Source organism: Micromonospora sonneratiae, from assembly GCF_042679305.1.
Classification (GTDB): Bacteria; Actinomycetota; Actinomycetes; order Mycobacteriales; family Micromonosporaceae; genus Micromonospora_H; species Micromonospora_H sonneratiae.
On record NZ_JBHTMP010000013.1, the window covers coordinates 32,311 to 58,877 of the forward strand.

Below are 26,567 nucleotides of genomic sequence, written 5' to 3' on the forward strand. Positions count from 1 at the left end.
CCGAGTCGTTCCGGGCGCGCCGCGAGGGTGACCCCATGTACCACGGTTCGGCTTGACGACGCACGCATTACACGCGTGTAATTTCGATGGGGTCGTTCGAACGGAGCGCATCAAATTGCCACCGGACGGACAAAAACACGCCTTCCGCGTGGGGGGTTGCAGCGACGCTTTGGCGTCGATGCGCGATAAGGAGGCATCTGATGGACGGCCGACTCGAGGTGGCCGACCTGCTCGGGAATGCGCCGGAATGGCAGGAGCGGGCCCTGTGCTCGCAGACTGATCCGGAGGCGTTCTTCCCGGAGAAGGGCGGTTCGACCCGCGAGGCGAAGCGGATCTGCTCTCGCTGTGAGGTCAAGGCCGAGTGCCTGGAATATGCCCTTGGACACGACGAACGGTTCGGCATCTGGGGTGGGCTGTCCGAACGCGAGCGGCGCAAGCTCAAGCGGCGGGCCGCCTGAGTTCACAACGGACCGGAGCGTAGGGCGGGGCAGCAGCGGGGGTTGCTGGTCGCCTGAGCGTTCCGGCCCAGGTTCGCCTGCCAGGCCCGGGTCTGCCCGCAGCGGCTCCCGGGCCCAGGCGCGCCCGTCGGCCAGGGCCAGGGTTCACCGGCTCGGACCAGGGTTCGCCGGCTCGGGTCAACTCGTCGGCTCCCGAGCCAGGGTCGCCGGCTCAGGCCAGTTCGTCGGGATCGATTCCGAGCAGATTGGCCACCTGCTCGATGAGGACGTCGTGGACCAGATCGGCCAGATCGTCGCGGTCCATCGCCCGGAACTCCAGCGGCCGGCGGTAGAGCACGATTCGTGGGGGCGAATCGTGGCGACCCGGTCGGCCGGGCAGTAGCCGGGCCAGTGGGACCTCGCCGTCTTCCAGCACGTCCGAGTCGTAGACGTTGAGGTCCGGCGGTACGTCCTCGACGGCGAACTCGACTCCGGTCAGCTCCCTGGCGAATCGCCGTTCCAGGGTCTCGACGGTGTCCAGCACCAGGTCGTCGAAGATCTCCGCCTTCGTACGGGCCAATGGCACGGTTGCGGGTACGAGTCGGCCGCGTAGGCCACGCCCGTGGCGGTCCCGGTGGTTACGGCGTCCGGGGCCTGGCCGGCGATTCTCCGGACTGGTCATGAGCACCAGGGTAGCCTCCTGCCAGGGAGGTGTCGGCCCACGGATTCGCTCGTGTCGAGCGGGGTCGGCCGAATTGTGATCTCTGTCGTCGGCGTGTCGGATCCGCAAGCGGCGTGTTGAAGCCGGTAAGGGAGATACCGTGCCGCCGTGAGGTCAACCCGGCGTTGCTCCCGCAACGGCTGCCCCCGACAAGCCGTCGCTACGTTGACCTATGTCTACAACGAGTCGACAGCCGTGGTCGGGCCCCTGGCGGCCTTCGCTGAGCCGCACACCTACGACCTGTGCGAGCCGCACGCCCGCAATCTCACCGCCCCCCGGGGGTGGGAGGTGGTCCGGCACGAGGGTGAGTTCCAGCCACCGCCGCCGAGCACCGACGACCTGGTGGCTCTCGCTGAGGCGGTACGTGAGGCGGCCCGCCCGGTGCAACGCCACGAGGAGGCTGCCCCCGATTCGCACTCCGGGCAGCAGACCGGGCGTAGGGGGCATCTGCGGGTGATACCACCCTCGCGCTGATCGGGCTTGGACCAGCTGCGAGAAAGGGCCCGTTCCCGGGCGAAAGTGACAACAAGGGCCCTTCCTTGCTGTTGACCGGATCCGCGATAGTTCGAGTGGACGTTCGACGCCGTCGATCCCCGGGAGTCCACAGTGCACGAAGAACCAGGCCTTGCTGACCAGTTGGCCGCGCTGGCGGAAGATGACGGCCGCCCGATCCGGCGTTGGCTCACCCGACAGCTGTGTCAGGCCGGTGGGCCCCTGACCGAAGCCGACTTCGGGCTGCTGGACCGGATAGCGGTCTGGAACGCCGAGGAGAACGACCAAGATCTGCACGGACTGATCCTGGCCACGCTCGACCGGGCGTTGACGGCGGCGGCGCGCGTCCCGGATGCCGCCCCCCGTTTGGTGCTCTATCTGAAGTGCCTTTGTGACCAGGCGTGGGAGCGGGCCTGGGACGTTGCCCCAATCCTGGACACCATGCGCTTCGCGGTCCGTACCTGGACCGGCATCGTCGCCACCGGGACGGCCGTCGATGCGGAACTGACCATGCTGACCGTGCGGATGCTCGATCTGCTCGACAGCGAGATGGCCACCTTCAATGCTGGGTCCTGCAGCACTCTGGCCACCTGGGCCAGGAGCGCCGCTGAGACGGCGACTCGGGCCGAGGAGGTGGTAGCTGCCGCAGACCGGCTCAAACCGTCGCCGATCGCCGAGGCGGTGGCGGCCGGGGCACACAGAGACTACGTCCACTACGCCGCGCAGGCGCGCGCCGCGCAGGCCGTACACGATCACTTTGCCGTCGGCGGTAGCGACCTGGCCGGGGCGGTCGAGGCGCTACGGACGGCCGAGGAGTTCTTCCCGGACGGCATCCCACGCAGCGAGCTGCGCGCCCACCGCTACAGCGTGGAGGCGCTGATCGAGGTGGCCGACCAGCCGTGGCTCCTGCTGGAGCAGGCTAGGTTCGTCTACCTCTATCCGTTTGGGCTGTACGAGGACCTGCGGCCGGTGCTACCCGGTTCTGGCTCGGAGAGTTCCGGCTCGGAGGGGGCCGGCCCGGACGAGGATTCGGCCGCGTTCGCCGTACGGATGGTCGAGGTGGCTCGTCAGACGGCGGACCGGTGGCGGATCGCCGGCTGGGACATCGCCACCCACCCGGATGCCCTGGTGGCGGCGGAACTCCCGATCGATGACATGTGGAAGGGCTCCGACCCGCTCGGTCGGCAGTACCGGGGGATGGCGGTGACCCTGCCGGACGTCGAGCTGGTCGACCCCGATCAGCCTGACCAGGATCCGATCACCTTCAGCGTCCAGCTGCGCCTGTCGGAACTCGGTAACCACTACCTCCGGCTGGAGTGCGAGCTGTCCGAGGCGATACCGCAGCAGGTGTATGCGGCCATGACGCGGGTCGCGCCGGAGTTCGGCGACCTGGTCCAGCTCGGCGCGCCGCTGCGACCGGTCGACGGCGACGCAGAACCGGGGAAGGTCTGGTCCCGTCTCGCCGACCTCGCCACCGAGGTGACCGGTGACGTGTCGGCCGAGCTGGCCCGGCACAGCGGTCGGCAGGTCCGGCACAGCAGCCGGCCGGGCATGTACCACGTTCTGGTCTTGGTGGATCGGGCCGCGCTGGTGGCCCCCGACGGCAGCCGTACGCCGGTTGAGGCATTGGAAATGACGACGGCGGTTGGGGCGCAACCGATGTGCCATCCGGTCCGGCACGGGCTCAGTGCGCTGGCCGAGTGGCTCCGCTATCCGGTCGAGGTCCCGACGCTGCCCGCCGTGGACGTGCCCGGCTTCGTTGGCGACCTGATGGTGCGTACCTGCAACAGCACGCTGATGGTGGTCCCGGCCAGTCCGGAATACACGGTCAACGCCGCGCAGGAAGCGGCCGAGTTCGTGGCCGCGTTGGAGGGCATGTTCGCCGGCTGGCAGGACCAGATTGCCGAGTACTACGAACACCTCCAAGCCGATCTGGCGATGATGATCGTACGGCTGGAGCAGCGCGGGACGATGCCCGATCCGGCGAATCCGCAGTCGGCCGAGTACGAGCGTGTCACCCAGGAACTGATCGAGATGCAGGGTGCCCTCGAGGCGCGCCACCTCCGGCTGCACCGGTTCGTCATGGCGAGCCGGCTCAGCCTGATGTTCGTTACCTCGCCGTCGCTGATGACCTCGCCATTCGCGCGGCTGATCATCGACCGGCTACTCGCGGCGGCGAAGTTCGACACCCTGCGGAGCGAGTTCGAGGGCATGATCGACAAGGTGCTCGGGGACCGCATCGGTGATCTGGTGGATGCCTCCGTACGCCGGCAGCAGGAACGCAACGACGCGCTGACCCGGATGGTCCGTGAGGAGCAGGCCCGGCTGGCACAGATCGAGCGGGAGCGGGTGGCGCAGGAGGAGCGGGAACGGGCGCTGCGGGAGAAGGACGAGGCGGCCCGGCAGGAGCGGCGGGATCGAACCAACCAGCACCGCATCAACGTGTTGTCGGGTGCCATCGCCGCAGTGGGTTTCTCTGGTGTGATGCAGATCGTTCAGGCTGGATTTGATCTGCGGAAACTTGCCGCGATTGTCCTGGTCGTGGTGGTGGTCTTGGCGGCCCTTATCGTGGCCTGGATCCTGCACCGACAGCATCCAGGCAGTATCGAACGGGTGCGCGAGCGACAACGGCGACGTCGAGCCCCGATACACGGCTCGGTGATGGAGGGGAATGTCAAGTGAGGATAGTCGATGCCGCTGCTGGGCGGACCCTGAGCCGGATCTACACCGAGGTGCTGGAGCCGGCGTTCCCGCCGGACGAACTGGTCTCGTTGGAGGATCTGCGCCGGGACGTGGCCAGTGGGACGACTCAGGCCTCGGCCGTGCTGGCCGACGACGGCCGAATTCTCGGTGCCGCCGTCGGCGACTGGTCGCAGTCGTCCCGGACGATGCTGTTGAGCTACCTGGCGGTCACGTCCGACGGTCGTGGGACCGGGATTGGCACCCGATTGCTGGCCACCCTTGTCGAGCAGTGGCGGGAGCGTTACCAGCCCTGCCTGATTCTGGCCGAGGTGGAACACCCGGGCTACCATGCCGGCAACCACGCGCACGGCGACCCGGTGGCGCGGCTGCGGTTCTACGGGCGGCACGGTGCCCGAGTGCTCGATCTGCCCTACTTCCAACCAGCACTCGGTCCGGGCTTGTCGAGGGTGTCCGGCATGCTGCTGCTGGCGCTCTGGGTCGATCCGGAGTTGGCCGGCACCGGCGGCGCGGACACCGTGGACGCGTCGCGGCTGCGGACGTTCCTCACCGAATACCTTCAGGAGTCCGAGGGGCGGGTCGCCACGGACAGCCAGACCGCCGCCCTCTGGCGGGCGTTGGACCTCCCTGGGGGCGTGCCGACCTGGCCGGTCACCGAGTACGCCAAGGTCGAGGTGTCCCAGCCCACCGGTTGGCCACGACCGGACAATCGTGCCCCGGGGTCGGACTAGGCTGCGGGAGTGGACCAGGTTCCGTTCTGGGTCGCGGGCCGGGCGGCCAGCGCCGACGATGTGGTGACCATCCGGAATCCGTACGACGGACGGGTGGTCGGCCGTACCACGAACGCCGGTCCGGAGCAGGTGGAGCAGGCGGTGGCCGCCGCAGTCGCGGTCACCGACGAGGCTGCGGCACTGCCGGCGCATGTCCGTGCGGCAGCACTGGACCACGTGTCCCGTCGGCTGGCCGAGCGGGCGGAGGAGATCGCCCGGCTGATCACGGCCGAGAACGGCAAGCCGATCAAGTGGGCGCGGGTCGAGGTCACCCGGGCGGTGTCCACGTTCCGCTGGGCGGCCGAGGAGGCCCGCCGCTTCTCCGGTGAGCTGCAACGCCTGGACACCGATCCGGCGGGTGCCGGTCGGCTGGCCCTGGTGCGCCGGGTGCCGCGCGGTCCCGTACTCGGCATCGCGCCGTTCAACTTCCCACTCAACCTGGTCGCCCACAAGGTTGCCCCGGCGCTTGCGGTGGGCGCTCCGATCGTGGTGAAACCGGCACCGGCCACCCCGCTGACCGCGTTGCTGCTGGGGGAGATCCTGGCCGAGACCGACCTGCCGCCCGGCATGTTCTCCGTACTGCCGCTGTCCAACGAGCGGACCGCCGAACTGGTCCCGGACCCCCGCCTGCCGGTGGTGTCGTTCACCGGTTCCGGCCCGGTCGGCGCGGCCATCCGCCGGTCGGTGCCGGACAAACACGTCACGCTCGAACTCGGTGGCAACGCCGCCGTGTTGATCTGCGAGGACTGGGCCGCGGACGCGGACCTCACCTGGGCCGCGCAGCGGATCGCCACCTTCGCCAACTACCAGGCCGGGCAGAGCTGCATCGCCGTACAGCGGGTCTTCGTGCACGAATGGCTCTACGACGGCTTCCTTCCCCGGCTGGTCGCCGCCGTCGAGGCGCTGCCGGTCGGTGACCCGTCCGACGACGCGACCGAGGTCGGACCGCTGATCAGCGAGGATGCCGCCCGACGGGTGGAGGAGTGGGTGGACGAGGCAGCGACCGCCGGTGCCCACATCCTGGTGGGTGGTCGGCGGGACGGCGCGTCCTACCCACCCACGGTCCTCACCGACGTGCCACCCGACGCCCGAGTGGCCAGCGACGAGGTGTTCGGTCCGGTGCTGGTCGTCGAGCAGGTCACCGACGATGCGGCGGGCCTCGCCGCGATCAACGACTCGGCGTACGGGCTACAGGCCGGAGTGTTCACGCACAGTGTCCAGACGGCGTTCACCGCGCACCGGGTACTACAGGTCGGCGGCGTGATCGTGGGAGACGTGCCGTCGTTCCGCGCCGAGCAGATGCCGTACGGCGGGGTGAAGGGCAGCGGGGTCGGCCGGGAGGGACTGCGCAGCGCGATGGACGACTACACCGAGCCCCGCGTCATGGTCCTCACCAACATCGAACTGTAGGGAAGGTTTCCCTTGGCGGACGACGAACCGGTCAGGAGACGCCCCAGGTGATCGAGGAGAGCATCCAGCCGCCCGTCGGGGTGACTGTCGACCCCGGTTCCCACCGACTGATCTCCGCCCCGCGCACCATCGCCGAGGCGGAGGCCGTACAGGATCGGTTGCGTCCGCTGGTCGACCTGGTCGGGCCGGGACCGGCGGAGCCCCGTACGGTCGCCGGCCTGGACGTGGCGTACGCCGAGGACGGTGTCCGGCTGGCGGCGGCCGTGGTCGTCCTGGACACGCGGACGCTGACCGTGGTCGACTCGGCGGTTGCCGTCGGCCGGGTCGCGTTCGACTACGTGCCGGGCCTGTTCGCCTTCCGTGAGCTGCCCACGTTGCTGGACGCACTCGACCGGATCACGACCATCCCCGACGTGCTGGTCTGCGACGGGCACGGGATCGCCCATCCGCGTCGGTTCGGGCTGGCCTGTCATCTGGGGGTGCTGACCGGTCGACCGGCGATCGGGGTGGGTAAGACACCGCTGGTCGGCAGTTGGGAGCCGCCGGCCCGGCAGCGGGGCGCCTGGACCCCGCTGATTGACGGTACGGAGACCGTCGGGCGGGTGGTGCGCACCCGGGATGGCGTGAAGCCGGTCTTCGTCTCCGTCGGGCACGGGATGGCGCTCGACAATGCCTGTTCCCTGGTGCTCACCCTGAGCCCGCAGTATCGGCTGCCCGAGACGACCCGCCAGGCCGACCGGCTGTGTCGGGCGGCCCTGGTGGCCGGGGTCGTCACGGACCGGGGCTGAGTCGCGGACCGTGCTCAGCCGCGGGACCGGGGGTGACGTGCGGTCGTCCGTATCCGCCTGATCGATGGTGCAGGCGTTCTGCGCGCACAGAGTAGCCTGTCCGCCGGACCATATCCGGACGACGATGAGGTGATCATGCGGGTACGGCGCGGTGTGGCACGACTCGCCGTGGTCTTCGCGTTGCTGACCGGCCTGTTGGCCGTCGGCGCAGCCCCGGCAGCGGCGGACGACGACAAGGTGAAGGTCAAGATCCCGGGTAGTTTCGTCGCCGGTACCCCGGCGGCGGTGACCGTGACCGCGAGTCGTCGGGACGGCGGCTGCGTCCAGGTCCGGTTCCGGTTGGCGATCATGCTGCCCGGCCTCTCCGCCGACCAGGTGCGGGTGGAGGTGCCGGCCGACGGACAGTGGATTCCGGTGGGGATGTCCGGCGGTGGCGATGGCGCGCTCGTCAGCGAGCCGGCCGCCCCCAGCCGGCCCGAACTCTGCAAGCGTAAGAGCGTTTCCCTCCGGTTCCGGGTGACGTTCCTGCCCGGAGCGCCGTCCGGTGAGGCCACGGTGATCGGTGAGGCCGCCGACGACGGCGGGGACACGCTCGACCGGGACGACGACAACGCCCGGGTGATCTCGCGTGCGGTCCGTACGCCGACGCCAACTCCCACCGAGTCGCCCAGCCCGACCCCGGAGGAGACGCAGGAGGCGGTAGCGCCGACCGGGTCACCTGCGGCGGCTGCACCCAAGCAGGACGACGACGGCGGTCTCGGCGTGGGCACGATCGCGATGCTCTTCGGCGTCGTCATGGTCGGGATCGGGATAGCCCTGTTGACGGTGCTGTTGCGGCGCGGCAGAGGCGATCGGGAGGAGCGGGACCTGGCCCCGGCCGGACCTTCGCCAGGGGGCTACCCGGGTAGGCCCCGCCAGCCGGGCACGGTCTATCCGTCGCAGTCGGGCACGGTCTACCCGTCGCAGCCCGGCGCCGGGCATCCGCCGCAGCCGGGCCCTGGCTTCCCGCCGCCACCGGCGGCGTCCGGTGGCGGCGACGCGACCGCCATCATGCCGAGACTGCCACGCTGATCTTCGGCGGGCACCCGCCTTGGCCGGGGCGAGGGTCGGTGGCTCCGATACGCTCAGGCCGTTGACTACGGTACGGCTGAGGAGCGAGACTGGTGTCCGACTTGTCCCTGATCGTCAAGGCGTACGACATTCGCGGGACTGTCCCAGGTCAGTGGGACGAGCGCAGCGCCGAGGCGCTGGGTGCCGCGTTTGCGCAGCTGCTGACGGCCTCGCCGGACGGCCGGGACACGATCGTGATCGCCCACGACATGCGGGACTCGTCGCCCGGTCTCGCCGCCGCGTTCGCCGCCGGGGCCCGGGCCGAGGGCGTGGCCGTCATCGAGGCCGGACTCGGTTCCACGGACATGCTCTACTACGCGTCCGGTGCGCTCGACCTGCCCGGTGCGATGTTCACCGCCAGCCACAACCCGGCGCAGTACAACGGCATCAAGCTGTGCCGGGCCGGAGCCCGGCCCATCGGACAGGACAGCGGCCTGGCGGAACTGCGCGACATCGCCCAGGCCCTGCTGGACAAGGCCGAGTCGGGCGCCCCGGGCGGGTCGGGTTCGCCGGCCGGCGTTGCGCCGGGGCAGTCGGCCGAGCGTCGGGAACTGCTCCCCGACTACGCCGCCCACCTGCGTACCCTGGTCGACCTGTCGAAGATCCGCCCGCTGAAGGTGGTCGTCGACGCCGGCAACGGGATGGGGGGCTTCACCGTGCCGGCGGTGCTGGGCGACGCCGTCCTGCCGGCCCTGCCGCTGACCATCGTGCCGCTCTACTTCGAACTGGACGGATCCTTCCCCAACCACGAGGCCAACCCGCTGGACCCGGCCAACCTGGTCGACCTCCAGGCGGCGGTCAAGGAACACGGTGCCGACCTCGGGCTCGCCTTCGACGGCGACGCGGACCGCTGCTTCGTGGTGGACGAGCGGGGGGAACCGGTCTCCCCGTCGGCGATCACCGCCCTGGTCGCCGTACGGGAACTGGCCAAGCACCCGGGCTCCACCATCATCCACAACCTGATCACCTCCAGCGCAGTGCCGGAGATCGTCCAGGAGAACGGTGGCCAGCCGGTCCGGAGCCGGGTCGGCCACTCGTTCATCAAGGCCGAGATGGCCCGGACCAACGCGATCTTCGGTGGTGAGCACTCCGCGCACTACTACTTCCGGGACTTCTGGTTCGCCGACACCGGCATGCTGGCCGCGATGCACGTACTCGCCGCCCTCGGTCGGCAGGACCGACCGCTGTCCGAGTTGGCCCGGGAGTTCGAGCGGTACGTCGCCTCCGGCGAGATCAACTCCACGGTCGAGGACCAGGCGGCGAAGGTGGCCGAGGTCAGGCAGGCGTACCCGGACGCGCAGACCGACGAACTCGACGGACTGACCCTGCGCTTCGACGACGGGGCCTGGATCAACCTCCGCGCCTCCAACACGGAGCCGTTGCTGCGGCTCAACGTCGAGGCACCCACCGAGCGGCGGATGGTGGCGCTGCGCGACGAGGTGCTCGGCATGGTTCGCCGATAAGATCCCCTGCGCCGGTGACCACCGCCGATCCGGCCAGTATTCCGTCCGCCCACGTGGAAGGAGCGCCAACCGTGGCCCTGGATCCGCAGTTGCTCGAAATTCTCGCCTGCCCGGACACGCACCACGCACCGCTCGACTACGACGCAGCGGCGCAGACCCTGACCTGCACCGAATGCGGGCGGATCTTCGAGGTCCGCGACGACGTACCGGTACTGCTCCTGGACGAGGCGCGCGTTGGCCCCGCGCAGGAGGCACAGTGATGGAGGGGACGGCAGGCATCCGTGGGCGGCGTACCGCCGACGAGGCGCTGCTCGACGACCCGGCTGCACTGAGCGAGAGCGACCCGGGCGGCATGCTGCGCTTCACCGCCTCGGCCGGAGCGCAGGTACGTGAGTCCGCGGCCCTGACCGCGGAAGCCAACCTGTCCGTGCTGGCCGACGAGGGACGCCCCCGGGCGGTCGTGATCGCCGGCATCGGTACCGCTGCCCGTACCGGTGACGTACTGGCCACCGTCGCCGGGCCGCGCTGCCCGGTGCCGGTCATCCCGCACCGGAGCGCCGGGGTACCCGGCTGGGTGGGCGCGGCGGACGTGGTGATCGCCATCAGCGCCTCGGGGCGGGGTCCGGAGGCGCTCGGTGCGGCCGAGGCCGCTGCCCGGCGGGGTGCCCGACTGGTCGCCATCGGCGCACCCGACTCGAAGCTCCAGTCGGTCGCCGAAGGCGTACGCGCGCCGTTCATCCCGGTGCCCCGACGGGCGCCCGCCCGGGCCAGCCTCTGGGCGCTGACGGTTCCCGTGCTGCTGGCCGCCCGTGCCCTCGGACTGGTCAAGGTCAACGAGGCGGACCTGGCGGAGACGGCGGCCCGGCTCGACGCGGACGCCGACCGCTGCCGGCCCACCGCCGAGTCGTTCGTCAACCCGGCCAAGTCGCTGGCCCTCGGTCTGGCCGGCTCGATTCCGATCGTCTGGGGATCGTCGCCGCTGGCCACCGTCGCCGCCCGCCGGTTCGGTGACACCCTGTCGGCCAACGCCCGCTACCCGGTGGTCGGCGGTGCGCTCGGCGAGGCGGGCCGTGGCCGGGTGGGGCTGCTCGACGGTGTCTTCGGTGGGCTGGCCGAGTCGAGCCGGGACATCTTCGCCGACCCGGACGACGAGTTGGTGGAGGCCACCCGGCTGCGCGTGGTGCTGTTGCGCGACGGTGGCCTCAACGCCGACGAGGACACCGACGAACCGCTGGCGGTCGAGGAGCGGCGGGCCGATGCGGTGCAGACCCTCGCCGAGCGGCGTGGGGTGCGTTGCGACGTGGTCACCGCCGAGGGCGGATCAGCCCTGGAGCGGCTGGCTTCGCTGATCGCCGTACCCGACTTCGCTTCGATCTACCTCGCCCTGGCCCACGGGCTCGACCCGATGGCCGTACCCGCTGTAACCGAGATGAAGGAGTTGTCGAATCCGTGAGCGAGCGTAGCGAGCGCATCGCCGACCTGGCGGCGGTGCTGCCCGACGGCGTGCGGCGGGCAGGAGCGCTGACATGAGCGCCGGTGGAGGCACCAAGGCGATCATCGCCGCGCTGATGGCCAACCTGGGCATCGCCGTCACGAAGTTCATCGCGTTCGCGCTGACCGCCTCGTCGTCGATGTTGGCGGAGGCGATCCACTCGGTTGCCGACTCGGGCAACCAGGCACTGCTGCTGGTCGGTGGCCGTCGGGCCCGCCGGGCGGCCACCCCGCAGCACCCCTTCGGGTACGGGCGGGAACGCTACATCTACGCGTTCATCGTCTCCATCGTGCTGTTCAGCGTCGGTGGCCTGTTCGCCCTCTACGAGGCGTACCACAAGTACCACGAGCAGCAGGAACTCGGACCGCACGGGATCGAGAGCTGGCACTGGGTCCCGGTCACCGTGCTGGTACTCGCGATCATCATGGAGTCGTTCTCCTTCCATACCGCGATCAAGGAGTCGAACGCGATCCGGGGCAAGGCCACCTGGAAGCAGTTCATCCGTCGGGCCAAGGCTCCGGAACTGCCGGTGGTGCTGCTGGAGGACCTCGGCGCGCTGGTCGGTCTGGTCCTCGCCCTGCTCGGTGTCACGATGACCCTGATCACCGGTAACGGGTACTGGGACGCGGCCGGTACCGCAGCGATCGGTCTGCTGCTGGTCGTCATCGCGGTGATCCTGGCGATCGAGACGAAGAGCCTGCTGCTCGGCGAGGGTGCCGGACCGGAGGAGGTGCAGAAGATCGAGCAGGCGATCACCGACGGCCCGGAGGTCAGCCGGATCATCCACATGAAGACGCTGCACCTGGGACCGGAGGAACTGCTGGTGGCCGTCAAGGTCGCGGTGGAACCGTACGAACGGGCCGAGGACCTGGCCCGGGACATCAACGCGATCGAGGCGCGGATCCGTACGGCGGTGCCGATCGCCCGGTCGATCTACCTGGAGCCGGACATCTACCGCGCACCCGCGATCGTGCCGACCGGAGGTTGACCGTGGAACCGATGAGCAGCCGGATCCGTGACTACGCGTGGGGTTCCCGGTCGGTCCTCGCCGAGTTGCAGGGCCGGCCGGTGCCCAGCGACGGGCCGGAGGCGGAACTCTGGCTGGGGGCCCACCCCGGTTCGCCCTCCAGCGTGGAGCACAACGGTCAGCCGGTGAGTCTCATCGACCTCCTCGCCGCCGAGCCACGCCGCTGGCTCGGCGACGAGGTGGTGGCCCGGTTCGGTGCCCGACTGCCCTTCCTGCTGAAGGTGCTGGCCGCGGAGCGCCCGCTGTCCCTACAGGTGCATCCGAACTCGGAACAGGCCCGGGCCGGGTACGCCGCCGAGCAGGCCCGAGCCGCGTCGACCGAACCGGCCGAACAGGCCGAACAGGCGGACCCGGCGGGCCGGGTGCTGCCACCCCGCAACTACGTCGACCCCTACCACAAGCCCGAGATGCTGGTTGCCCTGTCGCCGTTCGAGGCGTTGTGCGGATTCCGCGATCCGAAGGTCTCCGCGGATGTCTTCGAGGCGTTCCGGGTGCCGACCCTCGACCCGGTCGTGGCGGCACTGCGTACCGGGCCGGAGGGGCTGCGGGAGGCCGTACAGCTGTTGTTGACCTGGCCGGAGGCGGACCGGGCAGCGCTGGTGGATGCGGTGGTGACCGCGGACGTCGCCAGCGACTTCGCGCCGCAGGCGGCGCTGGCCCGGCAGTTGGCCGGCCAGTATCCCGCCGATCCGGGTGTGTTGGTCGCGCTGCTGCTCAACCATGTCAGCCTCGCCCCCGGTGAGGCGATCTGGATGCCGGCCGGAAACCTGCACGCCTATCTCCGGGGTGCCGGTGTGGAACTCATGGCGACCAGCGACAACGTGCTGCGGGGCGGGCTGACCCCCAAGCACGTCGACGTACCGGAGTTGCTGCGGGTGCTGTGTTTCGAGGTGCTGGACGATCCGGTGGTCGCCTCCGTTCCGGTGACGCCGGGCGTGGTCACCTGGCCGATAGAGATCGACGACTTCGCGCTGCACTCCGTACGGCTCGACGAGGTTACGTCGCAGGTACGGCTGACCCCGACCGGTCCACGGGTGGTGCTGTGCGTGGCCGGGCGGATCGAGGTCGGTGACGCGGCTGGCACCATCGCGATCAGCCAGGGGCAGGCCGCGTTCGGTGCGGCTGACGGCGGTCCGCTGACGCTCTCCGGTGCCGGCGAGGCGTACGTGGCGTCGGTCGGGCTGAGCTGACCCGTCGTTCGACGCGCCGGAAGTCGACGTGTTCGGAAGTTCGACGTGTTCGGAAGTTCGACGTGTCCGGAAGTCGACGCGCCCGGGGGAGTCGGCTGAATGGTGCAGGTCGGATATTCCGGAATCGCTTGACACTGTGGTGACCCAGTGTGAATCTGTAGGTACATAGCGTTACTTCGACAGGGGTTGGGTCAGCCTCTTGGTGGAAGTGTCGAAGTGGCGCATGGGGAACCAAACCGGGGGGATGCGCGGGGCGGGCGGATAGTGGACGGAAAGTCCGTTCATGACCGGCCGCCCCGCGCGCTACGCGTCGGCCGGACTCGGCCGAAGAGCCGGGCTCGGGGCGCGCGTAAGGTGGAGGGTCGCGCAGCAGACCCGTACGACAGGAGCTTCTATGACCAGCACCCTTCCGGCGCCCTCAGGTGGAGCGTCGACCAAGGCCCGGCCCACCACGCTTGCCGAGGGCGACTACAAGGTGGCGGATCTGTCGCTCGCCGCGTTCGGGCGCAAGGAGATCCAGCTGGCCGAGCACGAGATGCCCGGCCTGATGGCGATCCGGCGGGAGTTCGCAGCGGCTCAGCCGCTCAAGGGCGCGCGGATCACCGGCTCGCTGCACATGACGATCCAGACCGCCGTCCTGATCGAGACGTTGGTGGCGTTGGGTGCGCAGGTCCGGTGGGCGTCCTGCAACATCTTCTCCACCCAGGACCACGCGGCGGCGGCGATCGTCGTCGGCCCGGAGGGCACTGTGGAGGCGCCGGCCGGCGTCCCGGTGTACGCGTGGAAGGGTGAGTCCCTCCAGGAGTACTGGTGGTGCACCGAGCAGGTGCTGCTGTGGCCGGACGGCCAGGGTCCGAACATGATCCTGGACGACGGTGGCGACGCGACGCTGCTGGTGCACCGGGGTGCGCAGTTCGAGGGCGCGGGTGCGGTGCCGCCGGTGGAGAGCGCGGACTCCGAGGAGTACGCCGTGATCCTGGAGTTGCTGCACCGGTCGCTCGCGGAGGACGACCGGCGCTGGACCCGGATCGCCGCCGGCATCAAGGGCGTGACGGAGGAGACCACGACCGGTGTGCACCGGCTGTACGAGATGCAGCAGTCCGGCACGCTGCTGTTCCCGGCGATCAACGTCAACGACTCGGTGACCAAGAGCAAGTTCGACAACAAGTACGGCTGCCGGCACTCGCTCATCGACGGCATCAACCGCGCCACCGACGTACTGATCGGTGGCAAGGTGGCTGTCGTGCTCGGCTACGGCGACGTGGGCAAGGGCTGCGCCGAGTCGCTGCGTGGTCAGGGTGCCCGGGTGATCGTGACCGAGGTCGACCCGATCTGCGCGTTGCAGGCGGCGATGGACGGCTACCAGGTCTCGACGCTGGACGACGTCGTGGAGATCGCCGACATCTTCGTCACCGCGACCGGCTGCTTCGACGTGATCACCAACGAGCACATGGCCCGGATGAAGCACCAGGCGATCGTGGGCAACATCGGCCACTTCGACAACGAGATCGACATGGCCGGGCTGTCGAAGCGCTCCGACGTGAAGCGGATCAACATCAAGCCGCAGGTGGACCTCTGGCAGTTCGACGACGGGCACGCGATCATCGTGCTGTCCGAGGGACGTCTGCTGAACCTCGGCAACGCGACCGGGCACCCGTCCTTCGTGATGTCGAACTCGTTCGCAAACCAGACGATCGCCCAGATCGAGCTGTTCACGAAGACCGAGGAGTACCCGGTCGGCGTGTACGTGCTGCCGAAGCACCTGGACGAGAAGGTGGCCCGGCTGCACCTGGCTGCGCTGGGCGCCAAGCTGACCGAGCTGACCGAGGCGCAGGCGTCCTACCTGGGCGTACCGGTGCAGGGGCCGTTCAAGCCCGACCACTACCGGTACTGAGAATCACGCACCGCGAACGGGCCGGCTGGGCTGCTCAGCCGGCCCGTTCGCCGTTGTTCAGGGCGGGGCGCGGTCGATCGAGCGACCGGCCGGGCGGCCCGGCCGACGCGGTCAGTCGCTACGTTCCGACCGGCGGCCACCGCGTACCCAGGTCCAGATGCAGTAGCCGAGCCAGCCGACGGCCACCGCCGTGGCGAGGGGGCGCAGCCGCATCGCGTTCAGTAGGACGATCACCGCGAGGACCGTGAGCCACGGAATGAAGGACCTCATCGGATCATTGCAGCAGACGATCCGCCGACCTGGGCGTCCGACGGACTTCCACCGGCACCGGTCGGGTAGGACAAGTCCAGTATTGTCAGGATCTTGACGAGGATCCGGCCTGGCGGCGGGGAGGAGCGGTTCCCACAGGCTGGGCCGGGGATGAAATATTAGATCCATGAGAGCCCGGGTACTGGTGGTCGACGACGATCCTGCGCTGGCCGAGATGCTCGGCATCGTGCTGCGCAGTGAGGGTTTCCTGCCCTCGTTCGTGGCGGACGGGGAGCGGGCGCTGGCCGCGTTCCGTGAGAGTCGGCCCGACATTGTCCTGCTGGACCTGATGTTGCCTGGGATGAGCGGCATCGACGTGGCGCGGGCGATCCGCTCCGAGTCCGGCGTTCCGATCGTGATGCTGACCGCGAAGAGCGACACCGTCGACGTCGTCCTCGGCCTCGAGTCGGGTGCCGACGACTACGTGGTCAAGCCGTTCAAGCCGAAGGAACTGGTGGCCCGGATGCGGGCCCGCCTCCGGCGCGGTGAGGATGCCGCGCCCGAGATGCTGACCATCGGGCCGCCCGGTAACCAGATCAGCATCGACGTGCCGGCGCACACCGTCAGCCGGGACGGCGACGAGGTCAAGCTGACGCCGTTGGAGTTCGACCTGCTGGTCGCGCTGGCCCGCAAACCGCGCCAGGTGTTCACCCGGGAGGTCCTGCTGGAGCAGGTCTGGGGTTACCGGCACGCGGCGGACACGCGCCTGGTCAACGTGCACGTCCAGCGGCTACGGGCCAAGATCGAGCCGGACCCGGAGCGACCGGAGATCATCCTGACCGTCCGGGGCGTGGGCTACAAGGCTGGTACGGGATAGGGCCGGGACCGGATAGCTGGGTCGTGCCGCATACCACCGGATAGCCTGGGGACATTGTGACCCGCCCCGTAACCGCCGTGTCGGCTTTTCTCGCTCGCGCGCTCAGGACCATGCGTACGCCCTGGCGTGCCGTTGCCACCCGTGGCAGGGCGACGGTCGCCGGGCTGCGCCGTACCTGGCGTCGATCCCTACAGGTCCGCGTCGTCAGCATCACCCTGGTCACGTCGAGCCTGCTGGTCGGCGGCTTCGCCTACCTGGTCGCCGACAACATCACCAACATCCTGCTCAACAACGCCAAAGCGGATGTTCGGGAACGGCTGGAGAGTGGTCAGGTCTACGCGGCCAGCCAACTGGACACCCACACCCAGCCGTACGAATCCGGGGTGCAACGCACCTTCGAGAGCACCGTCGACTATCTGGCCGGCGGTGACCCGAAACAGATCGGCGGTGCCGTGGTGGCACTGACCGCGGACGGGTCGACGTCGATCAAGACGGTTACCTCCCCGGCGGCCGAGGTCCAGCCCATGATCAGTCCGGAGCTGCGGGAGAAGATCGCCCAGGGGAAGGTGGCTCACCAGATCCGTACCGGCGACCTCGGTCGTGGTCGACTTAAATACCTGGTCTACGGCTCACCCGTACCCAGCCGGTTGGGCCAGGTGCAGCTCTACTACTTCGTACCGCTCGACCGGCAGGACCAGACCGCCGCCCAGGCCCGCTCCACGGTGCTGGTCACCGGAATCGCCCTGGTGCTGCTGCTCGGCCTGCTCTCCGCCCTGGTTACCCGGCTGGTGGTGAACCCGGTCCGGGGTGCCGCCCGTACGGCGCAGCGCCTGTCGGCGGGACTTCTGGACCAGCGGATGGCGGTCAACGGTGAGGACGACCTGGCGCTGCTGGCCGCCTCCTTCAACCAGATGGCCACCAGTCTGCAGAGCCAGATCCTCCGGCTCGAGGAGATGTCCCGGCTCCAGCGGCGGTTCACCTCGGACGTGTCACACGAACTGCGTACCCCGCTGACCACCGTACGGATGGCGGCAGATCTGATCTTCGCGGAGCGCGACGAGTTCGACCCGGCGGTGGCCCGCAGCGCGGAGCTGCTCCAGGCCGAGCTCGACCGGTTCGAGAGCCTGCTGACCGACCTGCTGGAGATCAGCCGGTTCGACGCGGGTTTCGCGGTGCTGGACGCCGAGCCGACCGACCTGGTGCCGGTGGTGCAGCGGGTGGTCGACCGGCTCGACTGTCTGGCGAGTCGGGTGGGTGTGCCCCTGGAGCTACACCTGCCGGACGCTCCGGTGATCGCCGAGGTGGACCCCCGCCGGGTGGAGCGGATCCTGCGCAACCTGGTCGGCAACGCGGTCGAGCACGGTGAGGGTCGGCCCGTCGAGGTCACCCTGGCGGCGGACGAGACCGCCGTGGCCATCACGGTCCGGGACCGGGGGGTGGGGCTCAAACCGGGCGAGGAGAAACTCGTCTTCAACCGGTTCTGGCGGGCTGACCCGTCCCGGGCCCGGCAGACCGGAGGCACCGGTCTCGGGCTGTCCATCAGCGCGGAGGACGCCCGGCTGCACGGCGGTTGGCTGGAGGCGTGGGGAGCGCCGGGACAGGGTGCGCAGTTCCGGCTCACCCTGCCGGCCCGCGCCGGTGACCGGCTCACCAGTTCGCCGCTGCGCCTGGTGCCGGCTGACGCGGCCCTGGCCATCGAAGGTGGGGCACGGCGACCCGGTGGGGCGTTGGCGATCGGGCCAGCGCCGGTGATGGGCGAGGACGCCCGGGCGGAGGTGTAGCGATGAACCGTCGACTCCTTGCAGCGGCGACCGCTGCCACGCTGCTGGCTACGGGGGTGGCCGGGTGCGGCATCCCTGACGAGAGCGGGGTCCAGGTCGACGGACCCGGCCCGGCCCAGAAGTACGGCTCGGTCGATGGCAGCAGCATCAAGCCACCCGAACGGCTGGACAGCGGTGACGACGCGAAACAGCTCGTGACCAACTTCCTGGAGGCCGCCGCCGGTGAGACGAGCGGCGCCTACAGCCGGGTCACCAACTTCGTCGAGCCGAGTCAGCGGGGGAAGATCCGCGAGAAGCCGGGCAGCGACGTTGTGATCAACGTCGTGCGGTTGGTCGGTGACACACCACAGTCGTCCTACGACCTCAAGACCGACACCACCGAGGTCACGATCCGCGTGCAACAGGTCGGCCTGCTACGGGCGGATGGCACCCTCACCCCACCGGTGGCCACCGAGTCGTCGTACCGGTTCACCATCGGCCGGGCCCAGCGTGGCGCTGGCGAGGTGCCGGCCGCCCGGGGGTTGTACCTGCTCAACGTGCCGCAGGTGCTGCTGATGAGCACCAAGGCGCTGAAGACCTACTACCAGGCGCAGACCATCTACTTCTGGAATGCCGACCGGTCCGCACTGGTGCCCGACATGCGGTACCTACCGCTGGTGTTGCCTCGTCAGGGACGGGCCAACAAGGTGTTGGACTGGTTGACGAACGGTCCGTCCGACTGGCTGACGTCCGCGGTGCTCCGGCTGCCCGAGGGGACGAACTCGATCGGCAACGTGTTGCAGAACGGCGATCGGATCGAGGTCAATCTCTCCAGTCTGGCCGGCCCGAACGAGGAGACCGAGCTGGACCGGCTGGCCGTACAGCTTGCCTGGTCGCTGCGGGACCTGAACGGCGAACTCGAACTGAAGATCCGGAACCAGACCCGGAAGACCATCGACGACACCGGCGCGTATCTTCTGCAGAACCCGCTCTACCGGCTCGCCGACCGTCCCACCCGATACTGCATCTCCGGCGGTGCGGTGCATCCCCTCGTCGGTGCCGACACCGCCACAGGTTCGATGCCGGTTGTGCCCGAGTTCAACCGTAACGTGGTCTCTGCGGCCTTCAGTCGGGATGATGACGGTGTTCTGGCAGCGTTGGTGACCAAGGTCGGTGACGAACGGCGACTGCTGACCGGTACCGGTTCCGACGTGGTGCGGACCTTTGCCGAGGGCGCGCAGACCTACCGGTCGATGAGCCGGCCGGTCTGGTTGAAGAGCGGCGATGCCGAACGACCGGTCGGCCTGGTCGTGGCTGATGGCAAGCTCTACCGCTTCGGCGACAATGCCGATCTCACCGAGGTCAGGGTGCCCAACGCGACCGGCAAGGTGACCGCCGTGGCGGCGGCGCTCGATGGCCACCGGATCGCGTTCATCGCCGGTGGCGCGCTCTTCGTGGCCGCGTTGGCCGTCGACAACGGCGTCGTCACCCCCGGCCCGGCCCGGCGTCTGGTCACCTCGCTGGGTGAACTCACCTCGGTCGACTGGAGCAAGGAGAACTCGATAACCCTGGCCGGGGTCAAGGACCGGTCGGCGATCTACGAGATCACCGTGGACGGGGCGCTCGAACTGGAGTTGGCAGCCGACACCGGTGCCCAGGTCACCAACATCTCCACCTATCCGGACAACCCGCAGGTTCCCTCCCCGGCCGTCCGGTTCATGTACGAGGCGAACTCGGCTGCCTGGGAGGCGCGCTACTCCGTCATCGAGCAGATCGGTCAGGACCAGGTGGGCAGCAAGGCCTCGCCGTCGACCTCGTCCGGTACGACCAGTTGCACCGCCCCGTTCTTCTCCTATTGATCGTCGACTTCCTCCCGATGGCTCCGAAGTGCGACCGTGGCGGGTCGCGGCTTGCCGGCCGTGGCGAGAATGGCAGGGGTGATGGGCCTCTGGTCGGAACTGACGGATCTCCTGCTGCCAGCCGAGTGCGCCGGCTGCCGGACGTCGCGGGTGCCGCTGCGGTACGGCGTCTGCGCGTCATGCGTCCAGGCACTGGAGGCGCTACGGCCAGGACCGGTACGCCCCACCCCCGCCCCGCCCGGGCTGCCGGACTGCGTGGCGCTCGGGGCGTACGACGGACAGTTGCGCGAGGTGCTGCTGTCGTACAAGGAACGGGGCCGACACGGGTTGGCCCGGCCGTTGGGGCATCTGCTGGCCGAGGTGGTGGCCGGCTCGGTGGGGCGACGACGGCCGGTGCTCCTGGTTCCCGTACCGGCCACCGCCAGCGCCGTCCGGGCCCGGCACGGCGATCATCTCCGCCGGTTGGCCCGGCATACCGCCGTACGGCTGCGCCAGGCAGGCTGGCCGGTCGAGGTGGCCCGGCCGCTACAGGCGTTGCCCCGACCTGATTCGGCGTCCCTGGACAGCCGTGGTCGGGCCGAGGCGGCGGTCTCGGCGTTCCGGCTGCGCCCCGGGAAGCGGTCCGTGCTGAGCCGGTCGGCGGCCGAACGTCCGGTGATCGTGTTGGACGACATCGTGACCACCGGGGCGACCCTGGCTGCGGTTGCCCACCTGCTGGCCGGTGCCGGACTGCCGGTGCACTCCGCAGCGGTGCTGGCTGCGACGCGGCGACGCAACACCGGATGAGGGACGAGGCGACGGCACATCGGTTGAGGCCGTGCCCAGCCCGGCCGACGGCCCGTCGGATGACTCTCCGGAGCGATCTTCTCCCCCGATCGTGGCGACGTGGCATAACTCTCGAAACGGTCTTGCCTATGGGGGTGACTATGTGCGGGAAAAGGGTTAGCGTTTTCCTCAGCAGGGGTATCAAGGGTGTTGCAGCCCCGCCCCAGCTGTGAAAGGAGGCGTGCCGTCAGTAACCGGTCGACGCCGAAGGGAAACGCCCAGAGGGCGGACGGCCGGAATCTCGTTTTACCCGACCATCCGATTATCTGGGAGGTCACACGTGGAAATCGTGGTCAAGGGCCGCAACGTCGAAGTGCCGGAACATTTCCGGGTTCATGTAGCCGAGAAACTCGCGAAGATCGAGCGTTACGACAATAAGCTGATTCGCGTTGACGTCGAGCTGTTCCACGAGCGGAATCCCCGTCAGATCGACCACTGCCAGCGAGTGGAGATCACGTGCGTGTCCCGCGGGCCGGTGATCCGGGCGGAATCCTGCGCCAAGGACTTCTACTCCGCACTGGACACGGCGATCAGCAAGCTCGACACCCGGCTGAGCCGCGCTGCCGACCGGCGTCGCGTCCACCACGGCCGGCACACGCCGGTCTCCGTCGCTGCCGCAACAGCCGACCTGCCGGTGGCCAGCTTCGGCGCCGAGCCGCTGGCGAGCCCGACCGGCCGTACGGCGACCGCCGTCGCCGAAGCGCAGGTCGACGACGTGGATCCGATTTTCGACGAGTACGACGAGAACCAACCCTGGCGCATCGCACGAGAAAAACTGCACCCCGCATCCCCGATGACCGTCGACGATGCGTTGTTCCAGATGGAGTTGGTCGGTCACGACTTCTACCTGTTCCTCGACAAGGAATCAGGTCGGCCGAGCGTCGTCTATCGACGTAAGGGCTACGATTACGGAATCATCGCCCTCGCCGCGTGACCGGGTGGTCCAGGGGCGGCCAAGCTTCTTCAGTCGCCCCTGGACCATGTTCCACAGCCTCCCCGGTCACCAATTCACCGCCCCACCGGTGGGGGCCGGCCAATTACCCGTTTCGTCGGCGGGCCGGGGGCAGAGACAGTTTCCCCAGCTTTTCGCGAATTGTCCTCACCTTCGGTGACGGGTCGCGTCTCCCGGTGGACGCCCAGCTCAACCGGATCTTCCGGTGCGGTCGGCGCGGACCGGTCCGGTGTGACCGGTGCAGGCCGGTTCGGTTTTGTCGGCGCGTTCGGTTTTGTCGGCGCGGGCCGGGAGATCACCGGCCAGCAGCGCACCGACCCAGGCGTCGACCCGCTGCCCCCGCTGGTCGATGGCGCCCCGGGCGGTGCCCTCCATGACGAAGCCGGCCTTCTCCGCCGCCCGGCGGGAGGCGACGTTGCCGACGTTGGCCCGCCACTCGATCCGGTCCAGGCCGAGTACGGCGAAGCCCCAGGCGCAGATTGCGACCAGGGCCGCCGGCACGAAACCCCTGCCCCGGGCCTCGGGGGCGGCCATGAAGCCCACGTCGGCCAGCCCGGGGTCGGTTGGCGACAGCCGTAGCGACATCGACCCGGCGTACCGGTCGTCGGGGTCGGCGATGGCGAACTCGGCGGCGACACCCCGGGCCCAGACCGTCGGGGCGATCTCGCGTACGAACGACTCGGCGTCCGAGCGCTGGTACGACAGCGGCAGGGTGGTCCAGCGCTGCGTCTCCGGATCACGGCAGGTCGCGACGATGGCGTCCAGGTCCCGGTCCGCCAGCGGCCGTAGCCGGATCGCCACGTCACCGGCGGTGGCCGGCAGCACCGGTTGGGGCCGACCGAACACGGCAGCCCGCCGGGCGACGAGCGAGCCGGGCTCGGCTGGCGTGGTCGGTGGTGGTTCGACCAGGTCGGCCGGGAGCAGGGAACCCACCCAACCGTCGCCGCCGCCCCCGGGGTGCGGATCGGCCAACCGGAGCCGGCCGTCGATCCGGAAACCGGCCCGCAGCGCGACCAGTCGGGAGGCGTGGTTGCCAACCTCCGCCTGCCAGGTGACCCGCCGCAGGCCGAGTACCTCGAACGCCCACCGGCTGACCGCCCGGACGGCGCGTACGGTCACCCCCCGTCCCCGGGCCCCGGGAACGGTCCAGTAACCCACCTCGCCCGAACGCAGCACCTGGTCGATGGTGACCAGGCCGCAGGAGCCCAGCAGTTCGCCGGTGCCGGCGTCGCAGACGGCGAACGCGGCACCCGTACCGTCCGCCCAGCGCTGCGGGGCCAGCGTGGTCACGAAATGGGTGGCGTGTTCCAGCAGGTACGGCGACGGTACGCCGGTCCAGCGCTGGATGTCCGGATCCTGGCAGGCCCGGTGGACCGCTTCGGCGTCCGACGGTTGCCATGGGCGCAGCAGGAGGTCGGCCTCATGGAGTTCGGTGGGTTCCATGTCGCGGATCTTTCCGGCAGGTTCGCGCTGGGCGTAACCGATTTTCCTCTCCCGGACCCCGACCTGGCCGATTTGGCGGGTGGAATGTCTGGTTCGATCAGCCTGGTCAGTGGCGCGGCTGACGAATGCCCCGATACAGCGCCTACGATAGGTCGGCAGACTGTCTAGGGGAGCGTTGATCCGTGTCGATTCTGGAAAAGGTCCTCCGCGCCGGCGAAGGTCGCATGTTGCGCCGGCTCAAGGCAATCGCCGCTGCCGTCAACTCACTGGAGGACGACTACGTCGACCTCACCGACGAGGAGTTGCGCGGCCTGACCGATCAGTACCGCGAGCGCATCGCGGATGGCGAGTCCCTCGACGACCTGCTGCCGGAGGCGTTCGCCACCGCCCGCGAGGCGGCGCACCGGGTGCTCGGCCAGCGACCCTACGACGTGCAGGTGATGGGAGCGGCAGCCCTGCACTTCGGCAACATCCCGGAGATGAAGACCGGTGAGGGCAAGACCCTGACCTCGGTCATGGCGGTCTACCTCAACGCCCTCTCCGGCAAGGGTGTGCACGTGGTCACGGTCAACGACTACCTGGCCCAGCGGGACGCCGCGTGGATGGGCCGGGTGCACGAGTTCCTCGGCCTGACCGTCGGCGTCGTCCTGCCGAACCGGCCGGCCTCGGAACACCGCGCGGCCTACGAGTGCGACATCACCTACGGCACCAACAACGAGTTCGGCTTCGATTACCTGCGCGACAACATGTCCTGGTCCAAGGACGAGTTGGTGCAGCGCGGGCACAACTTCGCGGTCGTCGACGAAGTCGACTCGATCCTCATCGACGAGGCCCGTACCCCGCTGATCATCTCCGGTCCGGCCGAGCACTCGGCCCGCTGGTACTCCGAGTTCGCCGGTGCGGTCGCCCGGTTGCAGCCCGGCAAGGACGGTGAGGGCGACTACGAGGTCGACTACGCCAAACGTACGATCGCGGTCACCGAACGGGGCGTCGCCAAGGTCGAGGACCGGCTCGGCATCGACAACCTCTACGAGTCGGTGAACACGCCGCTGGTCGGCTACCTCAACAACGCCATCAAGGCCAAGGAACTCTACAAGCGCGACAAGGACTACATCGTCAGCGACGGTGAGGTCCTGATCGTCGACGAGTTCACCGGCCGCATCCTGCACGGTCGGCGCTACAACGAGGGCATGCACCAGGCCATCGAGGCCAAGGAGGGGGTGGAGATCAAGCAGGAGAACCAGACCCTCGCCACCATCACCCTCCAGAACTACTTCCGGCTCTACAACAAGCTCTCCGGCATGACCGGTACCGCGCAGACCGAGGCGGGCGAGTTCAACAAGGTCTACAAGGTCGGTGTCGTCACCATCCCGACCCACCGGCCGATGATGCGCCTCGACCGGCCGGACGTCATCTACAAGACCGAGAAGGCCAAGTTCAACGCGGTGGTGGAGGACATCGCCGAGCGGCACGAGGTCGGTCAGCCGGTGCTCGTCGGCACGGTCTCGGTGGAGAACTCGGAAATCCTGTCGCAGTTGCTGCGCCGCCGGGGCATCCCGCACGCGGTGCTCAACGCCAAGTTCCACGCCAAGGAAGCCGAGATCGTCGCCCAGGCGGGGCGTAAGGGCGGGGTCACGGTCGCCACCAACATGGCGGGCCGTGGTACGGACATCCTGCTCGGCGGCAACCCGGAGTTCCTCGCCGCCAACGAGCTGCGTCAGCGGGGCCTGGACCCGGTCGAGCACGCCGACGAGTACGCCAAGGCGTACGAGGAGATCCTGCCCCGGTGGAAGCAGGAGTGCGACGCCGAGGCCGAGGAGGTCGCGGCGGTCGGTGGCCTCTACGTGCTGGGCACCGAACGGCACGAGTCGCGGCGGATCGACAACCAGCTGCGTGGTCGGTCCGGTCGGCAGGGTGACCCGGGTGAGTCGCGCTTCTACCTGTCGCTCCAGGACGAGCTGATGAAGCGGTTCCGGGCGGGCGCGGTAGAGGCCGTGATGGAGCGCTTCAACATCCCCGAGGACGTGCCCATCGAGTCGAAGATGGTCACCCGGCAGATCAAGAGCGCGCAGAGCCAGATCGAGGGCCAGAACGCCGAGATCCGCAAGAACGTCCTCAAGTACGACGAGGTGCTCAACAAGCAGCGCCAGGTGGTCTACGCCGAGCGCCTCCGGGTGCTCAACGGTGAGGATCTGCACGACCAGGTCCGGAACATGATCGACGACGTGGTCACCGCGTACGTGACGGGAGCGACCTCCGAGGGGTACGCCGAGGACTGGGATCTTGAGCAGCTCTGGTCCAGCCTGAAGCAGCTCTACCCGGTCGGCGTCACCATCGAGGACCTGGAGGAGGAGGCCGGCGGGGAGCGCAACAGCCTCGACGCCGACTTCCTGCTGGCCCGGCTCAAGGAGGACGCGAACGAGGCGTACGACCGGCGCGAGGAACAACTGGGCGCCGAGGCGTTGCGCCAGCTTGAGCGGATGGTGCTGCTCCAGGTCATCGACCGGAAGTGGCGTGAGCACCTCTACGAGATGGACTACCTGCAGGAGGGTGTCGGCCTGCGGGCGTACGCCCAGCGGGACCCGCTGGTGGAATACCAGCGCGAGGGCTTCGACATGTTCGCCACGATGATGGACGGCATCAAGGAGGAGACGGTCGGCTTCCTCTACAACCTGGAGGTCCAGGTCGAGGAGGCCCAGCCGGAGCCGGCCGAGGAGACCCCGGTGGTGCTCAACCAGCCGCCGGTGGAGATCCGGGCCAAGGGCCTCGGGCGTTCCGCGCAGCAGCCCCGGGGCCTGCAGTACTCGGCCCCCACCATCGACGGTGAGGCGGGTTCCGGCGGGGTGACGGTCCAGCGGCAGGAGGCCCAGGCCCCGGCACTCGGTGTCGGGAAGCCGGCCCCCGTACCGCCGGGTGCCCGTCGTCCCTCGGCAGCCCAGGTGTCCGGCGGCAACGGCCCATCCCGCAACGCGCCCTGCCCGTGCGGCTCCGGCCGGAAGTACAAGCGTTGCCACGGAGCGCCCGGCGGCGCCTGATCCGGTGACCTGCGCCGGTTTGAGCAGGTAGGCGGAGCACCACCAGGACCCGGACCAGCATTCGCTGGCCCGG

22 protein-coding genes are annotated in these 26,567 nt (G+C 69.3%); 19 read left to right on the forward strand and 3 right to left on the reverse strand.

The features are described 5' to 3' along the window. Window positions 1-200 precede the first annotated feature (200 nt). Complete coding sequence (locus tag ACFQ4H_RS10935) at window positions 201-458, forward strand: WhiB family transcriptional regulator (protein WP_184534144.1); 258 nt, start codon at window positions 201-203, stop codon at window positions 456-458. 211 nt (window positions 459-669) lie between these two features. On the opposite strand, the gene ACFQ4H_RS10940 is transcribed toward ACFQ4H_RS10935, so the two are convergent. Beyond that, a complete protein-coding gene (locus ACFQ4H_RS10940; RefSeq protein WP_377569780.1) occupies window positions 670-1,119 on the reverse strand; it encodes a metallopeptidase family protein in 450 nt (149 codons plus the stop codon). A gap of 147 nt (window positions 1,120-1,266) precedes the next feature. Between ACFQ4H_RS10940 and ACFQ4H_RS10945 the strand changes: the two genes are divergently transcribed. The 12 genes from ACFQ4H_RS10945 to ahcY all read left to right on the forward strand — a co-directional run bounded on the left by ACFQ4H_RS10945 (window position 1,267) and on the right by ahcY (window position 15,494). Then, the gene (locus tag ACFQ4H_RS10945; RefSeq protein ID WP_377569781.1) at window positions 1,267-1,632 is read left to right on the forward strand and encodes a DUF3499 domain-containing protein; all 366 of its coding nucleotides are present in this window, start codon (window positions 1,267-1,269) and stop codon (window positions 1,630-1,632) included. A gap of 132 nt (window positions 1,633-1,764) precedes the next feature. Next, a complete protein-coding gene (locus ACFQ4H_RS10950; RefSeq protein WP_377569783.1) occupies window positions 1,765-4,332 on the forward strand; it encodes a hypothetical protein in 2,568 nt (855 codons plus the stop codon). Further along, window positions 4,329-5,081, forward strand: coding sequence for a GNAT family N-acetyltransferase (locus ACFQ4H_RS10955; RefSeq protein ID WP_377569785.1), 753 nt, complete (start codon window positions 4,329-4,331; stop codon window positions 5,079-5,081). Before ACFQ4H_RS10950 ends, ACFQ4H_RS10955 begins: the two co-directional genes overlap by 4 nt. A 9-nt stretch (window positions 5,082-5,090) precedes the next feature. Then, window positions 5,091-6,530, forward strand: coding sequence for an aldehyde dehydrogenase family protein (locus ACFQ4H_RS10960; protein ID WP_377569786.1), 1,440 nt, complete (start codon window positions 5,091-5,093; stop codon window positions 6,528-6,530). Between the two features lie 107 nt (window positions 6,531-6,637). Next, window positions 6,638-7,318, forward strand: coding sequence for an endonuclease V (locus ACFQ4H_RS10965; protein ID WP_377569931.1), 681 nt, complete (start codon window positions 6,638-6,640; stop codon window positions 7,316-7,318). Between the two features lie 135 nt (window positions 7,319-7,453). After that, entirely contained in the window at window positions 7,454-8,389 is a 936-nt protein-coding gene (locus ACFQ4H_RS10970) for a hypothetical protein (protein WP_377569788.1), read from the forward strand. Between the two features lie 92 nt (window positions 8,390-8,481). After that, window positions 8,482-9,891 carry a phosphomannomutase/phosphoglucomutase gene (locus ACFQ4H_RS10975; RefSeq protein WP_377569789.1) on the forward strand — a complete coding sequence of 470 codons (1,410 nt, stop codon included), beginning with the start codon at window positions 8,482-8,484 and terminating at the stop codon, window positions 9,889-9,891. A gap of 71 nt (window positions 9,892-9,962) precedes the next feature. Continuing rightward, window positions 9,963-10,151 carry a Trm112 family protein gene (locus ACFQ4H_RS10980; RefSeq protein WP_377569932.1) on the forward strand — a complete coding sequence of 63 codons (189 nt, stop codon included), beginning with the start codon at window positions 9,963-9,965 and terminating at the stop codon, window positions 10,149-10,151. Then, complete coding sequence (locus ACFQ4H_RS10985) at window positions 10,148-11,344, forward strand: SIS domain-containing protein (protein ID WP_377569791.1); 1,197 nt, start codon at window positions 10,148-10,150, stop codon at window positions 11,342-11,344. Before ACFQ4H_RS10980 ends, ACFQ4H_RS10985 begins: the two co-directional genes overlap by 4 nt. A gap of 73 nt (window positions 11,345-11,417) precedes the next feature. Then, complete coding sequence (locus ACFQ4H_RS10990) at window positions 11,418-12,371, forward strand: cation diffusion facilitator family transporter (RefSeq protein WP_377569792.1); 954 nt, start codon at window positions 11,418-11,420, stop codon at window positions 12,369-12,371. 2 nt (window positions 12,372-12,373) lie between these two features. Continuing rightward, window positions 12,374-13,600, forward strand: coding sequence for a mannose-6-phosphate isomerase, class I (manA, locus tag ACFQ4H_RS10995; RefSeq protein WP_377569793.1), 1,227 nt, complete (start codon window positions 12,374-12,376; stop codon window positions 13,598-13,600). A 394-nt stretch (window positions 13,601-13,994) separates the two neighbouring features. Beyond that, the gene (ahcY, locus tag ACFQ4H_RS11000; protein WP_377569795.1) at window positions 13,995-15,494 is read left to right on the forward strand and encodes an adenosylhomocysteinase; all 1,500 of its coding nucleotides are present in this window, start codon (window positions 13,995-13,997) and stop codon (window positions 15,492-15,494) included. 111 nt (window positions 15,495-15,605) lie between these two features. On the opposite strand, the gene ACFQ4H_RS11005 is transcribed toward ahcY, so the two are convergent. After that, a complete protein-coding gene (locus ACFQ4H_RS11005) occupies window positions 15,606-15,764 on the reverse strand; it encodes a hypothetical protein (RefSeq protein ID WP_377569796.1) in 159 nt (52 codons plus the stop codon). Between the two features lie 166 nt (window positions 15,765-15,930). Here ACFQ4H_RS11005 and mtrA point away from each other — a divergent pair, with 166 nt between their 5' ends. The 5 genes from mtrA (at window position 15,931) to hpf (ending at window position 21,998) form a co-directional block, all read left to right on the forward strand. Further along, window positions 15,931-16,620 (forward strand): MtrAB system response regulator MtrA, encoded by a 690-nt coding sequence (gene mtrA / locus ACFQ4H_RS11010; protein WP_377569798.1) that lies wholly within the window; start codon window positions 15,931-15,933, stop codon window positions 16,618-16,620. Between the two features lie 110 nt (window positions 16,621-16,730). Continuing rightward, on the forward strand, window positions 16,731-18,401 hold the full coding sequence (gene mtrB / locus ACFQ4H_RS11015; RefSeq protein WP_377569934.1) for an MtrAB system histidine kinase MtrB: 1,671 nt from the start codon (window positions 16,731-16,733) through the stop codon (window positions 18,399-18,401). A 2-nt stretch (window positions 18,402-18,403) separates the two neighbouring features. Next, window positions 18,404-20,239 (forward strand): LpqB family beta-propeller domain-containing protein, encoded by a 1,836-nt coding sequence (locus ACFQ4H_RS11020; RefSeq protein WP_377569800.1) that lies wholly within the window; start codon window positions 18,404-18,406, stop codon window positions 20,237-20,239. A 69-nt stretch (window positions 20,240-20,308) separates the two neighbouring features. Continuing rightward, a complete protein-coding gene (locus ACFQ4H_RS11025) occupies window positions 20,309-21,025 on the forward strand; it encodes a ComF family protein (RefSeq protein ID WP_377569936.1) in 717 nt (238 codons plus the stop codon). A 319-nt stretch (window positions 21,026-21,344) separates the two neighbouring features. After that, the gene (hpf, locus tag ACFQ4H_RS11030) at window positions 21,345-21,998 is read left to right on the forward strand and encodes a ribosome hibernation-promoting factor, HPF/YfiA family (RefSeq protein ID WP_377569938.1); all 654 of its coding nucleotides are present in this window, start codon (window positions 21,345-21,347) and stop codon (window positions 21,996-21,998) included. Between the two features lie 207 nt (window positions 21,999-22,205). Here hpf and ACFQ4H_RS11035 read toward each other — a convergent pair whose 3' ends face one another. Beyond that, window positions 22,206-23,459, reverse strand: a complete 1,254-nt coding sequence (locus ACFQ4H_RS11035) for a GNAT family N-acetyltransferase (RefSeq protein ID WP_377569801.1) — start codon at window positions 23,457-23,459, stop codon at window positions 22,206-22,208. A 182-nt stretch (window positions 23,460-23,641) separates the two neighbouring features. Here ACFQ4H_RS11035 and secA point away from each other — a divergent pair, with 182 nt between their 5' ends. Next, on the forward strand, window positions 23,642-26,494 hold the full coding sequence (gene secA / locus ACFQ4H_RS11040; protein WP_377569803.1) for a preprotein translocase subunit SecA: 2,853 nt from the start codon (window positions 23,642-23,644) through the stop codon (window positions 26,492-26,494). Window positions 26,495-26,567: the final 73 nt, after the last annotated feature.